This window comes from Streptomyces sp. MUSC 14 (genome assembly GCF_001866675.1).
Taxonomy (GTDB): Bacteria; Actinomycetota; Actinomycetes; order Streptomycetales; family Streptomycetaceae; genus Streptomyces.
Window position 1 is genome coordinate 198,311 of sequence record NZ_MLYN01000013.1, and the last position, 14,080, is coordinate 212,390.

The following is a 14,080-nucleotide window of genomic DNA, read 5'->3' on the forward strand; positions in this document are numbered from 1 at the left end:
AGGCCGTCACCCCGCTGATCGCCCGCGGTTTCGCCGTCGGCCGGGACTCGGCCGCCGTGCTGGCCACCGTCACGCGGCTCGGGTACGCCGCCGGGATCTTTCTGCTGGTGCCCCTCGGCGACCGGCTGTCGCGGCGGCCGCTCGTCACCGCGCTGCTGCTCGTCACCGCGTACGCACTGCTCGCGGCCGGACTCGCCCCGGCCCTCGGGCCGTTGCTCGCCGCCGAGGCGGTCGTGGGCGCCGCCACCGTCGTTCCGCAGATCCTGCTGTTCGTGGCCGCGGGCATGGTCGAGCCCGAGCGCCGGGGTGCTGTGACCGGCACGCTCCAGGCGGGTCTGGTCGGCGGCATTCTGCTGGCGCGTGCCTTCGGCGGCGTACTGGGCGAACACCTGGGCTGGCGGGCCCGTACCTGGTGGCGGCCGCTCTCACCGGCCTGCCGGCCCTCGCCCTCGGCTTCGCCCTGCCACGCGGTGCCGCGACCGCGCGTGACCGCTGTCCCACCCTGCTCGCCGACACGCTTCGCCTGCTGCGTCACGAGCCGCTGCCGCGGAGGTCGCTCTACGTCCAGGTCACGGTCTTCGGCGCGTTCAGTGCGGCCTGGACCGCGGTCGCCCTGCTCGCGCTGATCGACGCGGCCAGCATGTTCCTGGCACCCGCGGCCGGCCGACGGGTCGACCGGTACGGCCCCGACCGCGTCAACCCGTGGTGCGTTCTGCTCGCCCTCGCTTCCGGCGCCGTCCTCCTGACCGGCCTCGCGGGCGGCCCGGCCGGCATCGTGGGCTATATGACCTGCGGCTTCACCGATGCCAGTGTCGGCTCCTGGCTGGGGACATTGTCGGGCCGCCGCACGAGCCGCGTCGCGTCCGCGAGCACAGGGCCGCCGAAGCCTGGCCAGAGCCGAAAGCGACCGAAGGGCGATGGGCGGCGGGCCTCTCATGCGGTCCGGCCCCCATGCCCATGGTGAGTGTTTCTGTGCCCGTGACGAAAGCGACTCCCCTCGGCTCAGCTGGCCCGAGCCCCTCCCGCGGTGCTCGGCCGGTCACGACGGCCCGGTTCCCGGGTTTCCCCAGCCTGCGACATACGATGGCCGAATGACCAAAGTATTGCTGAACACCTCCGCCGGAGACATCACGCTGGAACTCGACGAGGCGAAGGCGCCGAAGACGGTGGCCAACTTCGTCGAGTACGTCCGGGCCGGACATTACGACGGAACGATCTTCCACCGGGTGATCCCCGGCTTCATGATTCAGGGCGGCGGCTTCACCCCGGAGATGCAGCAGCGCCCGGCGCCGCAGCGCGTGGAGAACGAGGCCAAGAACGGCCTGCGCAACGACAAGTACACGGTGGCGATGGCCCGGACCTCGGACCCCCACTCGGCGAGCGCGCAGTTCTTCATCAACACCAATGGCAACGACTTCCTGAACTACCCGGGTCAGGACGGCTGGGGTTACGCGGTCTTCGGGAAGGTCGTGGCGGGCACCGAGTTCGTGGACGCGATCGAGGGAGTGCCCACGACGTCCCGGGCCGGGCACGGCGATGTGCCGGTGGAGCCGGTCACCATCGTGTCCGCGCAGCTGGCCTGAGCCCAGTGACGTGTGTCCGTGCGGCCCGGCACCGGAGCCGCACGGACACGGTGCGGGCTTCGCGGCCCTCCCCACGGTCGCGCCGGGGTCGCGGTCGACAGCGTGTCCCGCGCAGGGTCGATGACGCCGCCCTTGGCCCACGCCCCTCGGCCCGGACGGCTGGGGACCATCAGGCCGGCATCGTGGACTCGGGGCAGCGGGCGCCGGCCGCGCCGTTCTCCGCCATCCGGTGCGGGCTGCGGGTGCCCGGGATCGGCACGATGTCGTCGTCCTGGGCCGGCGGCCAGGTCAGCGTCAGCTAGGTGATCGTGATGCCCTTGGCCGTCGCGAGGGCCGTCAACGGCACGGACGGCGGCGCGGTTCTTCTCGTGGTTTCCGGGCCGCCGGCGCTCGTCGAAGCCGCGCATGTCGTCCGAGGGATACCCGGCGGCCGGTTTCACCGCGCCGGCCAGGAAGACGCGGTCCGGCGGGGAGCACGGCACGAAGCCGATGCACGGCATGGGCCCGCCGGATGACGTCCGGACCGGCCTCGCTCAGCCCGAAGGAGCGCCCCTTGCCTTCGGCGACGGCTCCAGGAGGCGCAGGCCGTCGCCGCCCGCGCTCGCAAACGAACTGGTTCGTTAGCATGGGCGCATGGCATACGACTCGGCAGCGACCAGGGAACGCATTCTCGCGGCGGCGACGCAGGAGTTCGCCGCACACGGCGTCTCGGGCGCCCGGGTGGACCGTATCGCCGCCGAGGCCAAGGCCAACAAACGTGCGATCTACGACTACTTCGGTGACAAGAACAAGCTCTTCGCCGTCGTCCTGGAGCGCGCGCTGGCCGAGCTGGCCGAGGCCGTACCGCCCAGCGAGGACCTGCCCGGCTACGCGGAGCTCCTGTTCGCCTATCACCGGGCCCGGCCCGAGGCACTGCGTCTGGTGATGTGGGAGGCGCTGGAGATCGGCGACCAGCCCGTCCCGGCCGAGGAGGCCCGGACCCGCCACTACCGGGACAAGGTCGAGGCGGCGGAGTCCGGCGGTGCGGGCGGTGACGCGCGCACCCGGGTGTTCTTCACCCTCGCTCTGGCCGGCTGGAGCATCGCGATGCCCCAGCTGCGCCGGATGATCCTCGGCCCCGACCACAGCCTCGACGACCTCGGCACGGAGGTCGCCCGCGCCGTGCGGGACCTGCCAGGAGGGGGCGGATCGGGCGGCGGGGAGCGGTCGTAGCGCTGCGGTCCCGTACGGCCCTGTCGGTCGAGGCGCGGCCGCCCCTCATCCGTCGGCACGCGGGAGCGCGTCGGCCTCGGTGTCCAGGAAGTGGAAACCGGGGCGGGGGTGCATCAGGAAGTCGTGGTGGGAGATGTTCCACGCGTAGGCACCCGCGAGCGCGAACAGCACGCGGTCACCGGCCCGGAGCCCCGGCGCCGGTACCCGGCGGGCCAGGACGTCCTTCGGTGTGCACAGTTGTCCGGCCAGTGTGACGCGCTCGCCCTCGGCGGCGGGCCGCGGCCACGGGTGCGGCCAGGTGTCCACCGGCAGGACGGCGCAGGGCTGGTCGTGGCCCTTCGTCGCCGGGGTGCGCAGATGATGGGTGCCGCCGCGGACGACGGCGAACTCCTCGCCGTGGCTGGGCTTCACGTCCAGCACCTCGGTGGCGTACCAGCCGCAGTACGCCGTCAGCGCCCGCCCCGGCTCGATGCGCAGGGTCAGCCCGGGATGTGCGGCGGTGAGGCGGGCCAGTCCCCGGCCGTACGCCGTCCAGTCGAAGCGGCGCTCCGGGGACGTGTAGTCGACGTGCATGCCGCCGCCGACGTTCACCTCGGCGAGGGGTACCCCGAGCCCCATGGCCCAGTCGACCACCGACTCCGCCACCGCGAGCTGTTCCGCCGCCTCCAGGCCGCTGGCCAGGTGGGCGTGCATGCCGCGCAGTGCGAGCTGCGGATACGTGCCGTCGCTCAGCGCGCGCACGACGGCGCCCGCACGAGCCGGATCCAGCCCGAACGGCGTCGGACGCCCGCCCATCGCCAGTGAGCTGCTCGTCAACGCCCCCTCCGGCACTGCCAGGTTGACCCGGGGGAGTACCGCCACCCGCTGCCCGGGCACGTGTCTGCGCGCCAGCTCGGCCAGCATGCCCAGTTCGTGGACGCTCTCCACGTGGAAGCGGTCGACGCCGTGCTCCAGCGCGGCCGTGATCTCGTCCGGCGTCTTGCCGGGCCCGCCGAAGGCGAGCGGCCGGTCCGGCACCGCCTCGGCGACGTGGGCGAGTTCGCCGCCTGAGGAGACCTCGTAGCCGTCGACATACGGGTCGAGCGCGCCGAGGATCTCCGGTTCCGGGTTGGCCTTGGCCGCGTAGTACACCTCGACCCGCTCCGGAAGTGCGTCCCGGACCGCGGCGGCATGAGACCGCAGGGCCACCAAGTCGTAGAGGTAGGAGGGGAGTTCGGAGGAGGGAAGGGACAGGGCGCGGTCGCGGACCGCGGGGGTCGGTGCGGTCATCGGGTGCTCCCGGCCGTGTCGCGCAGGATGTCCTCGGCGAGCGGGGACGGCAGCCGGACGTAGCCCGCGTCGCGATCGGCCTTGCGCTCCCAGCGGGTGAGGAGGTTGGCCTTGGCGGGCAGGGGCACGCCGGCGAGCAGGGCGGCGAGGCGGGGCGGGCGGCCGAACCGGTCGGAGTACGTCTCCAGCACGGCGCGAACCCGGGCCCACAGCGCGGCCTCCGCCCGCGGGTGCAGGTCGGCGAGCGCGGCGAGCAGCTCGGCGACGTGGTTGACCAGCAGGCAGTAGACGACCCGGTCCCAGCCGCGCTGGGAGTCGTACGTCATCGGTCCCGCGACCTCGGGCGGCAGCGCGGCCAGCGTCCCGGCGTGGTGCTCGGGGACCAGCTTCGTGCCCTCCAGGTCGCGGAAGAGCACCTGGGCGGGCCTGCCGTGGGAGTCGACACAGATCAGGACGTTCTGGAGGTGGGGTTCCAGGACCAGCCCATGGTCGAAGCAGGCGGCCAGCACGGGCGGGACGAGCAGGTCGAGATACGCCGACCACCAGTCGAGGGCCGCCCGCTCGTCCGCCCCCGCCAGCAGACGCGAGATGTGTGCGGCGCCGGTCGGGTACTCGTCGGCGACGGCCGCCGCCAGCAGGGGAGTGGTGCCCGGTGCCAGCCGCTGCGGCAGGCCTTCGCGCACGATGACTCCGAAGCCCTCGAACAGCTCCCGGATCGGAGTGCCGTCCGGGCCGGGGAGGGCCAGCGTGCGGTACGCCGGTTCGCGGAGCACGGCGCTGCCGGGGAACCGGTCGGCCAGGTCGGCGAGGGCCGGAGCGAGCACGCGGGTCAGGGCGACGGCGCCGGAGAGCTCGTAACTGCTGTTCTTGCGCAGGCAGTTGGTGATCCGCACGTTCAGGCTGAACTTGAGGAAGGTGTCCCCGTCGTACAGGGTGCGCACCGAGGCGGTGGCGGCGAAGGGCCGGCCGCCCGGGCCGAGGTCGACGACGTCGCCCCGGTCGAGGGCGGCGCGCAGCGCCGGGTGTGCCCGGAGGGTGTCGTACTGCCAGGGGTGGGCGGGCAGCAGCCGGAAGCCGTCCGGGACATCCGGGCGCAGGCGGTCCAGTGCGGCACTCGCCGACGGCTCGGCCGACTCCTCGGCGATCAGGTGGGCGCGGACCGCGAGGTGCCGCAGCGGGAACGCGGCACCGACCTCCGGAGCGTACGCGGACCAGGCGCGCGGATCGCCGGTGCGGGCCTTGGGAGTGGGGTGGAAGCGGTGTCCGAACAGCAGGGACTGCTCGGAGGCGAGGTAGGCGGAGAGCCGGTCGTCGGGCAGGTCGGCGGGTCGGGGTGCGAGGAGCGCGGTCGCGACGGCGGCATGGCTGGAGGCGATCTGCTCCAGGAACTCCTCGTTGTGCACCCCCGTCCGCAGCGACAGCTCGTCCTGCGTGTGCGCGGCCAGCCGCCGCCAGTCCACCTCCCGCCAGCCGCTCTCGTGCCGCTCCAGTACCGGCCCGGTGAACCGGTGCGCGCCCAGCAGCGAGGTGCGGCGCAGGGCGACGCGGAGGAGGACCCCGCGGCGCGGGAGCCGCAGCAGCAGATGTCCGTCGTGGACGACGCTCTGGTGCTCGGGCCCCGACACCTCGCGCAGCAGGCAGTTGAGCAGAGTGTGGGCCACCGCGTCGTCGGCGGCGGGCAGTGCGGTGGTGGTCCTGGCCGACTGGGTCAGGGAGGGCATCAACGGCTCCTGCGGGTCCGGTGGATCAGTGGGGGGACGAGGGTGGTGAGGACGGTCGCGGCGGCGGCCGTGCCGCCGACCAGGACGGGGGCGGCCGGGCCGAAGCGCGCGCTGCCGGCCGCCGCGGTTATGCCGGCGGCGACCGCGCCGGCCTTGGAGAAGAACTCCAGCGACCCGAACATCCCGCCGGGCGCCCTGCCCCTGGCACAGTCGGCCGCCAGTATCGACAGGCACACCAGCCCCAGGGTGAGCCCGGCGCCGAGCAGCAGTCGTACGGCGATCAGCGCGGGCAGCGAGTAGGCCACCGCGTGTCCGGCGAGCCCGAGCGCTATGCAGGCGAAACCCAGCGCGATACCGGTCAGCGGACGGGAGCGGAAAGCGGCGTGCACGGCGAGCGCCGTCACCAGGTAGCACAGGTGCGGCAGGGCGAACAGCAGGCCGGAGAGGGCCGGGGAGGTGCCCGGGAGCCGGTCGTCGACCAGGGCGATCAGATACGGGAAGGAGATGACGGTGCAGAACACGAAGGCGAACTCCAGGGCGTACAGCGCCGTCAGCGACACCAGCGGCGGCTCCCCCGTGAACGCCTCCGGCCCGGCCGCCGACTCCACTGCGGCCGGACCCGGTTCGGGCAGCGCGGCGAGCAACAGCGCGGCGGCCAGCGGCAGTACGGCGAGCAGGACGTACTGGCGGTGCGGTGACAGCCAGCCGGACAGCGAGCCGACGACGACAGGCGCCACGACGAGTGCGGCCCGCGCGCTGCCCTGCATCAGGGTGAGCGCCCTGGACAGGGCCGGGCCCTCCAGGGCCGCGCCCAGATAGCCGTTGGAGGCGGCGAACGTGCCGCCGAGGATGCCCTGGAACACCAGCGCCAGCGTGAACGTCGCCAGCGAGTCCGCCCAGCCCGCCAGTACGAAGGCCACCGCCAGCCCCAACTGGGCACGCAACAGAAGCCGTTTGCGTCCGTGGCGGTCGGCGAGGCGTCCCCACAGCGGGGCGCCCACGGCGCCGAACACCGTCGGCACGACGTACAGGACACCCGCCCAGCGCGCCTGCCGGTCGCCCAGTTCCGGCAGGATCGCGGTGAGGTACGGCGGCAGCCCGAGCGCCGCGAAGGAGGCCACGAAGTAGCAGCCGGCCACGGCGTGGACGTGTCCGCGGCCGAACGCGGTCGTCGCCGGCATCCGCACGGCCTCGGCAGTCATGCGGAACCTCCCGAGGGGAGCAGGTAGTTGGGTCCGGTGGTGTAGTGCTTGTTGATGTCCGCCGCGCCGGACCGCTCCTTGGCCAGCAACGTCCCGGCGGTGACCATCGCCTTCACCGGCAGCCTGGGCGCGGTGAGGACGCGCTCCCGCAGGACGGTCCCCGCCCGGCCGCCGACCCGGTCGGCCGCCTCCGAGAGCCGGTGTCGGATCAGCGCCAGCAGCGCGTCGCGATGCCGCGCGAGTCCGAAGGCGTAGGAGCCGGCGCACAGGTGGACGGTGATCGTCGCGAACAGGTCGGCGAGCGGCCCGTCTTCGACGGTGAGGATCCGGGGATCGTCGAATCCCCAGGGACCGGGGAGCCGCGCCGCCAGCCGTGCGGAGTTGACGCGTGGCCCGTCGTTGTCCTTGAACAACAGACGCAGGCTGCCCGGGCGCAGCACGAGCGAGACGTTCTGCTGGTGCGACTCCAGGGCGATGCCGTAGGCGAACAGGGTGGTCTGCCAGTCGAACAGCAGCGTCAGGAAGGCGTCCAGCAGGGCGAGCGGGTCACTGCCGTAGAAGCGGTCGGCGAGGTGGTCGAGGACCGTGCGTCCGCCGGGTGCCTCGGCGAGGAGCGCGGCGAGCGGTACGACGGCGGAGTCGTCGAGGCCGGGCGGGAGTCGGCGGCACAGCACGGCGAGCAGTTCATGGCCGGCGTGTGCGTAGGTCGTCTCGTCGGCGTGCAGGATCGCGTCCCGGAAGCGCGGTTCACGTGCGATGACCGCCTCCAGCAGCCGCTGTCCCGCCGCGCCGTCGACGAGCGTGCCGGGCTTCATCGTCCGCTTGTTGCGCAGCCCCAACGTCGCGGTGGCCAGGGGGAGTTTGAGGTGCAGCGCGGGGTCCGCGACGGTGGCTACCGTACGCATCGACAGCGTCGGTACGACATCGAGGCGGGCGTGTTCGGACAGCCGGGCTGTTGCCGACAGTCCCGTGGCCCGCAGGGCGTCGTCGAGTGCCGGGCCGGCGGTCAGCGGATGGACGGGCAGCAGCACCTCGTCGCGGCCGGTCCCGGACAGACCGAGCTGGGCCGGCGGGGGCCACAGTTCGGGCAGGCTCCCGGTCAGGGTGACCGCCGCGCGCGGCAGGGCCAGCCAGCGCAGTGCGAAGCGGGGATGGAACTCCGGGGCATAGGAACGCAGTTGTCGCTCGCTCAGTCCCGAACGGCCGCGTGCGGTCGGGTAGACGGGATGGTCGGTCCGGGCGGCGAGCGTGTCGAGGGCGAGGCCGCTCCAGTGGGCCGGATCCGGCCCGTACCGGGCGGTCAGCCGCCCCTCGACGTCCGCCCGGGTCCGAGCGTGCAGCCGCATCGTGTCGTGTGTCTGCCGGCATTCCTCGGCGAACGCGTCGAAGCCGGCGCGGTCCACGGGCTCGGCGAGTTCGCGCAGGGCGCCCAGCACGGTGTCGCACGAGGTCAGTGCGGTGCCGTCCGGCTCGCGCAGCAGGAGGGGCAGCCGGGCGGCGTACGCGCACTGGTAGCCGTCGTCGGCGACCGGCAGCAGCAGGGCGCCGGACTCGGCGGGCAGCCGCAACCAGACGCCGTCCGGGCGGTGTTCGAGCGTACTGCGGCTGCGCAGCCCGACCACGTCCTCACGCAGCAGCGCGCCGAGGACCCGCCGGAGCAGCGCGGCCTCACAGGCGTCCGTGACCGTCGGCGCGGTCACGGCCGGATCTCCCAGCGCTCGTCTGCCAGGAACCCGGCCGACACCCGCTCCACCGCCGGCCCGTCGGTGCCCACGGCCCGCAGGACGCCCAGATAGTCGCGGTTCGTGTGGTGCAGTTCGTGCCGCTCGCCCGCCGTCCGCAGCGGACGGTACGTCAGATGGACGCCGTCGACCGTGCGTTCGCAGGCGGCCGGGGCCGACACGAGGATTCCTGCGCGGTCGGCGCACGGATACTCCAGCCGCGCGGCACGGTCGCGGCGGGCGCCCAGGTCGGCCGGGAGGGGCTCGCCCAGATGGGTGCGCAGGATGTGCTCGAAGAGCGGGATCTCCAGCAGCCGGGCGAGCAGCAGGTCGCACTGGTCGCCGATGGCCCGGTAGTTCACCTCGATGAGCCCCGCCCGCCCCTCGTGCACCACGAACTCGGTGTGACACGCGCCGAACCCCACACCCAGGGCGTCCAGTTGGGCCAGGACCTGCTCGGTCACCGGCCCGGGGTGGGCGGGGACGTACGTCATCCGCTCCTCGACGAAGTACGGCGGTGGCGACAGCTCGGTGCGGAAGCCGCCCAGGAGGTGGCGGTGCCGCCCGTCGCCGAGGGTCTCCAGGGTGAACAGCTCACCGGGGAGGTACTCCTCGGCGACCAGGACCGCGCCCGGACGTCGTCGAAGGATCTCCTTGGCGTGGGCGGTGAGTTCTTCGGGGCCGTGGACGAGGACGACGTCCTCGCTGGCGACACCCTCGCGCGGCTTGAGGACACAGGGGTACGGGGCGTCGTCGGGTGCGACGGCCTCGGTCAGCTCGGCCGACCACACCGTGTCCACGCCCGCCGCGGCGAGCCGGCGCCGCATCTCGGCCTTGTCCTTGGTGCGCAGGGCGGCCCGCCAGTCCTTGCCGGGCAGGTCGAAGTAGGCGGCGGCCAGGGCGGCCTGGACCTGGAGGTGGTCGCTGTTGGTGAAGACCGCGTCGGGGCGGTGGTGCGTGGAGATGCGGGTGACGACGGCGTGATGGTCGCGGACGTCGCACTCCAGGACCTCGATGTCCGGGTGGGTGCGGTGATGGCCTTCGGGCTGGTCGGAGAGGACGGTGACGTCCAGGCCCAGCCGGGCGGCGGCGGGCAGGAAGCCCTCGGTGACGGAGTCCGTCGGATTGAGGGCGAGCAGGTACAGACGCATGGGTGAGGAACAACCCCCGCTGACGGGTTGGGTGTTGGCGGCGGCGGGCCGCACTCTGTGACCTGAGGTGCGGCCCACCTCGGGGAGCGGGAGCTACTTCTGCGGGAGGCGCACGCCGGTTGCCCTGGCGACGTCCTGGAGGACCTGTCCGGCCGCCTGGACACCGATGCCGGACATCCAGGTCTCGTCGGGGACGTCGTGGACCTTGCCGTTCCTGACGGCCGACAGGTCCTTCCAGACGGGGTTGGAGGTGACCTGCTTCTCCTGGGTCTTGTCCGGGGTGTCGGCGGTCGTCACGAAGATCAGGTCGGCGTCGGCCCGGTCGATCTCCTCCGGGCTGACGTCCCGCATGGTGACGTCGGGGTCGTCGGAGATCTGGGACGCGGGCCGCTTGAGGCCGATGTCGGCGAGGACGACGCCGCTGTAGGAGTTGGTCTGGTAGAGGCGGGTCGGGCCGGCGATGAAGCGGACCACGGACGCGGTCGGCATGGTGCCGCCGTCCTTCTTCCTGATGGCCTCGCCCAGGGCCTTCGCCCGCGTCTCGTACTCCTTGAGCTTCGTGGCGGCCTCCTTCTCCAGGCCGAGCGCCCGGGCGTGGACCTTCAGGTTCTCCTTCCAGACACCACCGGTGGTCGCGGTGAAGACGGTGGGCGCGATGGCGCTGAGCTTGTCGTAGATCTTCTCGTGCCGGACCTTGGAGGACAGGATCAGGTCGGGCTTGAGGGAGGCGATCTTCTCCAGGTTGGGTTCGAGCAGCGGGCCGACGTCGGCGGTGCCGCTCAGCTCGCCCTTCAGGTACGTCGGGAAGCCGCCCTCGGTCTTGAAGTGCGGGGCGACCGCGCCGACCGGGTCGATGCCGAGCAGGGTGACGTCGTCCAGCTCACCGGTGTCGAGCACGACGACGCGCTTCGGCTTCGACGGGATCTTCACGTCGCCCATCACGGTCTTGAGGGTGCGCGGGAACCCGGCCGGTGCCGAGCCCGCGGTGCTGGCCGGGTCGGACTTCTCGCTGCCGCACGCGGCCAGTACGGCCGTGCCGAGGACGACGGAGAGCAGCACGGTGAGCAGCCGGCTGATTCCGCGCAGGGGAGAGCGCTGGGACATGGGGGTCTCTCTGGTAGGTCCGGTAGGTGCTGACGGGTGTGGTGTTCGGGCGGTGACAGGTGTGCCGAGGTCAGGCGGTCGCGGCGGGGTGCCGGACCGCACTGCCCTTCGGGATGACCAGGGGGGTGCCGGTCTCCGGGTCCGGGATCACCCGGCACTCCACGTGGAACACGGACTTGACCAGCTCCTCGTCGAGGACGTCGGCCGGGGCGCCGGCGGCGGCGAGGCGGCCGTCGCTGAGCACCACCATGTGGTCCGCGTAGCGGGCGGCCTGTCCGAGGTCGTGCAGCACCATCACCACGGTGCGGCCCGCCTCGGCGTGCAGGGCGGCGACCAGGTCGAGGACGTCGAGCTGGTGGCGCAGGTCGAGGAAGGTGGTCGGCTCGTCGAGCAGCAGCAGCTCGGTGTCCTGCGCCAACGCCAGGGCGATCCAGGCGCGTTGGCGCTGGCCGCCGGAGAGCTGGTCCACCGGGAGGTCGCGCAGCGCGGTGGTGCCGGTGCGCTCCAGGGCCTGGTCCACCGCCCGCTGGTCGGCGGCCGACCAGGGGCTGAGCAGCCGCTGGTGCGGATAGCGGCCCAGACGTACGAGCGCCTCCACGGTGATCGCCTCGGGCGTGACCGGCTGCTGGGGCAGCAGTCCCACCCTGCGGGCCAGCGTCCGCGCGGACATACGGTGGATGTCGGCGCCGTCCAGTGTGACCGTTCCGGCGGCCGGGGCGAGCAGCCGGCTCAGCCCGCGCAACAGGGTCGACTTCCCGCAGGCGTTGGGGCCGACGATCGCGGTGACGGCACCCCCGGGCAGGGCCAGATCGAGCCCGCCGACGACGAGGCGCTCGCCGTAGTGCAGGTCGAGACCCTCGGCGCGAAGCTGGTTGGTCATGTGCGACTCCTGATGCGCGTGCGCGTGCGGTGCGCCGGTGATGTGCGACTGCGGGCGGGCGTCCGGGGCGCCGCCGGTGGTACGTGGCTGTCGAGAGCCCTCGGCCGCGGCGGTCATGGTCGGGTCCCGCGGAGGGGCGAGCTCTGCCGGAACATCAGCACCAGGAGCCAGGGGGCCCCGAGGGTGGCGGTGACCGCCCCCACCGGCAACCCCTGCACCGGCAGCAGGTGCTGCACGACCAGGTCGGAGGCGAGGAGCAGCACCGCCCCGGTGAGCCCGGCCAGACCCAGGGACGCGGCCGTCGGCGGCCCGGTGACGAACCGCACGATGTGCGGCACGGCCAGCGCCACGAACGTCACCGGACCGGCGAGCGCGGCGGCGAGCGACGTCAACGCGACAGCCACGAAGAGGAGTTGGAGGCGAGCGGCGGACGTCCGCAGACCCAGGGCGCCCGCCGAGTCGTCCCCGAGGTCGAGGACTGCCAGCCTGCGGTGCAGCACCAGGGCGGCGACGAGCGCGACGACCATGGCACCGCCGGCTCCCCACACCTCCGTCCAGGTGCGGCCGTACACCGACCCCGTGGTCCACTGGAGCGCCGACCCGGCGAGCTCGGCCGGGAAGCGCACGATCATGAGGTTCACGGCGGCGGCGAGACCCGCCTGGACGGCGAGGCCGGTGAGCACGAGACGGGTGACGGCGAGCCCCGAGCGCCAGGCGAACACGCCCAGAAGCAGCGCCGCCAGCAGCCCTCCGCCCAGTGCCCCCACAGGGATCAGCGCCTGTGCGGCCCCGGCCGCGATCAGCGCGACCGCGCCCAGCGACGCCCCGCCTGTCACGCCCATGACATCCGGAGACGCGAGTGGGTTACGGAACAGCCGTTGCAGCACACATCCGGCCGCCCCCAGCCCGGCACCGGCGACGATGGCCGCCACCGCCCTCGGCGCCCGGAACTGCTGCACGACCAGCACGTCCCCCGCGTCCCCGAACCCGGCCAGCGCACGCAGCGCCGTGCCCGCGGGCATCGGCACCTCACCGATCGTCAGGGACACGGTGAGCAGTACGAACAGCGCCACCAAGCCGACCGCGGCGAAGGCCAGGACGCGGCGACGTACCCGGGCGCGGGCCGTGGATGCCGTACGCAGGGCCACGGCGGCGGTGCTCATCGGGTCACCTTCCGGGCCAGCAGAGCGAGCAGCGGCGCGCCGAGGAACGCCGTCACGATGCCGACCTCCAGCTCCGAGGGGCGGATCACCAGCCGGCCGAGCACGTCGGCGGCGAGCAGCAGCAGCGGGCCGGCGATCAGACAGCCGGGCACCAGCAGCCGGTGGTCGTTGCCGAGCAGGGGCCGTACGAGATGGGGTGCGGCCAGGCCGATGAAGGCGACGGGGCCGGCCATGGCGACCGCCGAACCGGCGAGCAGCACCACCGCGATCCCGCCCGCCAGCCGGATCCGGGCCACCGGAACGCCCAGCGCCTGCGCCGAATCGTCGCCCAGCGCAAGGGCGTTGAGGGCGGGGGAGAGGGCGAGGGCGACGACCAGTCCGAGCAGGAGAGTGGGCAGCACCGGCCACAGCACCCCCAGGGGCCTGCCGGACAGGGACCCGGCCAGCCAGAAACGGGCCTCGTCCAGGGTCCGCTGGTTCAGCAGCATCACCGCCGACGTCCAGGACAGCAGCACGAGTTGGAGCACGGTGCCGCCGAGCGCCAGACGTACGGGGTCGAGGTCACCCGAGCGCCGGGCGAGCGCCTGGGCGAGCAGGGCGGCAGCCGCCGCGCCCGCGAACGCGAACCACACGTACTGGACCGGGTCGCCCAGCCCCAGCGCGTAGATGGCGACGACGACCGCGAAGCCGGCGCCCGCGTTGATGCCGAGCGTGGTCGGCGAGGCGAGCGGATTGCGGGTGATGCCCTGCGCGACGGCCCCGGCGACGCCGAGCGCCGCACCGACCGCGAGCCCGATGACGGTACGGGGCAGCCGCAGCTCGGTCACCACCAGCGCCTCGCGCCCATGGGCGTGGCCGAACAGGGCGTCCGCCACGGTGGAGAGGGGTACGGAGCGGGTGCCCAGGACGAGGCTGAGCGCGGCGCACAGGGCGAGGGCGGCGAGGCCGGTCAGGAAGAGCGGGACGTGTCTGAGGGCAGGGGAGAGCGCACCGGTGGGTGCACCCCGTCGGGGAGCGGTCACAAGGCGTGAGCTTAGGCAAGCCTTGCTTTACTTATCAACCGGCCGTGCGGTC

Annotated in this window: 12 protein-coding genes and 1 pseudogene; 4 read left to right on the top strand and 9 right to left on the bottom strand. The window is 73.2% G+C overall.

Annotation, left to right across the window (positions count from 1 at the left end; genetic code table 11):
• Positions 1–56: 56 nt before the first annotated feature.
• The 4 genes and pseudogenes from BIV25_RS52425 to BIV25_RS07030 form a co-directional block, all read left to right on the top strand.
• A pseudogene (locus BIV25_RS52425) lies at positions 57–344 on the top strand (MFS transporter); the annotation flags it as partial.
• A 68-nt stretch (positions 345–412) separates the two neighbouring features.
• Complete coding sequence (locus BIV25_RS52430) at positions 413–964, top strand: hypothetical protein (RefSeq protein ID WP_256255657.1); 552 nt, start codon at positions 413–415, stop codon at positions 962–964.
• Positions 965–1,091: 127 nt separating this feature from the next.
• The gene (locus tag BIV25_RS07025) at positions 1,092–1,583 is read left to right on the top strand and encodes a peptidylprolyl isomerase (protein WP_071371273.1); all 492 of its coding nucleotides are present in this window, start codon (positions 1,092–1,094) and stop codon (positions 1,581–1,583) included.
• A gap of 633 nt (positions 1,584–2,216) precedes the next feature.
• Complete coding sequence (locus BIV25_RS07030; RefSeq protein WP_071371274.1) at positions 2,217–2,795, top strand: TetR/AcrR family transcriptional regulator; 579 nt, start codon at positions 2,217–2,219, stop codon at positions 2,793–2,795.
• A 45-nt stretch (positions 2,796–2,840) separates the two neighbouring features.
• On the opposite strand, the gene BIV25_RS07035 is transcribed toward BIV25_RS07030, so the two are convergent.
• From BIV25_RS07035 to BIV25_RS07075, 9 genes are all read right to left on the bottom strand, one after another.
• The gene (locus BIV25_RS07035) at positions 2,841–4,064 is read right to left on the bottom strand and encodes a type III PLP-dependent enzyme (protein WP_071371275.1); all 1,224 of its coding nucleotides are present in this window, start codon (positions 4,062–4,064) and stop codon (positions 2,841–2,843) included.
• Complete coding sequence (locus BIV25_RS07040) at positions 4,061–5,785, bottom strand: IucA/IucC family siderophore biosynthesis protein (RefSeq protein WP_071371276.1); 1,725 nt, start codon at positions 5,783–5,785, stop codon at positions 4,061–4,063. Before BIV25_RS07040 ends, BIV25_RS07035 begins: the two co-directional genes overlap by 4 nt.
• Positions 5,785–6,987 (bottom strand): MFS transporter, encoded by a 1,203-nt coding sequence (locus BIV25_RS07045; RefSeq protein WP_071371277.1) that lies wholly within the window; start codon positions 6,985–6,987, stop codon positions 5,785–5,787. Before BIV25_RS07045 ends, BIV25_RS07040 begins: the two co-directional genes overlap by 1 nt.
• Positions 6,984–8,687 (bottom strand): IucA/IucC family protein, encoded by a 1,704-nt coding sequence (locus BIV25_RS07050; RefSeq protein ID WP_071371278.1) that lies wholly within the window; start codon positions 8,685–8,687, stop codon positions 6,984–6,986. The genes BIV25_RS07045 and BIV25_RS07050 overlap by 4 nt, the downstream gene beginning before the upstream one ends.
• Positions 8,684–9,859, bottom strand: a complete 1,176-nt coding sequence (locus BIV25_RS07055) for an acetyl-CoA carboxylase biotin carboxylase subunit family protein (protein WP_071371279.1) — start codon at positions 9,857–9,859, stop codon at positions 8,684–8,686. The genes BIV25_RS07050 and BIV25_RS07055 overlap by 4 nt, the downstream gene beginning before the upstream one ends.
• A gap of 93 nt (positions 9,860–9,952) precedes the next feature.
• Entirely contained in the window at positions 9,953–10,963 is a 1,011-nt protein-coding gene (locus BIV25_RS07060) for an ABC transporter substrate-binding protein (RefSeq protein WP_071371280.1), read from the bottom strand.
• Between the two features lie 70 nt (positions 10,964–11,033).
• Positions 11,034–11,843, bottom strand: a complete 810-nt coding sequence (locus BIV25_RS07065; RefSeq protein WP_071371382.1) for an ABC transporter ATP-binding protein — start codon at positions 11,841–11,843, stop codon at positions 11,034–11,036.
• Positions 11,844–11,956: 113 nt separating this feature from the next.
• Complete coding sequence (locus tag BIV25_RS07070) at positions 11,957–13,006, bottom strand: iron chelate uptake ABC transporter family permease subunit (protein WP_071371281.1); 1,050 nt, start codon at positions 13,004–13,006, stop codon at positions 11,957–11,959.
• Positions 13,003–14,028, bottom strand: a complete 1,026-nt coding sequence (locus BIV25_RS07075; RefSeq protein WP_071371282.1) for an iron ABC transporter permease — start codon at positions 14,026–14,028, stop codon at positions 13,003–13,005. The genes BIV25_RS07070 and BIV25_RS07075 overlap by 4 nt, the downstream gene beginning before the upstream one ends.
• Between the last annotated feature and the right edge of the window lie 52 nt (positions 14,029–14,080).

Bases quoted from the DNA above. Each gene is read 5' to 3' on its own strand.
- BIV25_RS07025 (WP_071371273.1), top strand. From the start codon at position 1,092: ATGACCAAAGTATTGCTGAACACCTCCGCCGGAGACATCACGCTGGAA.
- BIV25_RS07030 (WP_071371274.1), top strand. From the start codon at position 2,217: ATGGCATACGACTCGGCAGCGACCAGGGAACGCATTCTCGCGGCGGCG.
- BIV25_RS07035 (WP_071371275.1), bottom strand. From the start codon at position 4,064: ATGACCGCACCGACCCCCGCGGTCCGCGACCGCGCCCTGTCCCTTCCC.
- BIV25_RS07040 (WP_071371276.1), bottom strand. From the start codon at position 5,785: ATGCCCTCCCTGACCCAGTCGGCCAGGACCACCACCGCACTGCCCGCC.
- BIV25_RS07045 (WP_071371277.1), bottom strand. From the start codon at position 6,987: ATGACTGCCGAGGCCGTGCGGATGCCGGCGACGACCGCGTTCGGCCGC.
- BIV25_RS07055 (WP_071371279.1), bottom strand. From the start codon at position 9,859: ATGCGTCTGTACCTGCTCGCCCTCAATCCGACGGACTCCGTCACCGAG.
- BIV25_RS07060 (WP_071371280.1), bottom strand. From the start codon at position 10,963: ATGTCCCAGCGCTCTCCCCTGCGCGGAATCAGCCGGCTGCTCACCGTG.
- BIV25_RS07065 (WP_071371382.1), bottom strand. From the start codon at position 11,843: ATGACCAACCAGCTTCGCGCCGAGGGTCTCGACCTGCACTACGGCGAG.
- BIV25_RS07070 (WP_071371281.1), bottom strand. From the start codon at position 13,006: ATGAGCACCGCCGCCGTGGCCCTGCGTACGGCATCCACGGCCCGCGCC.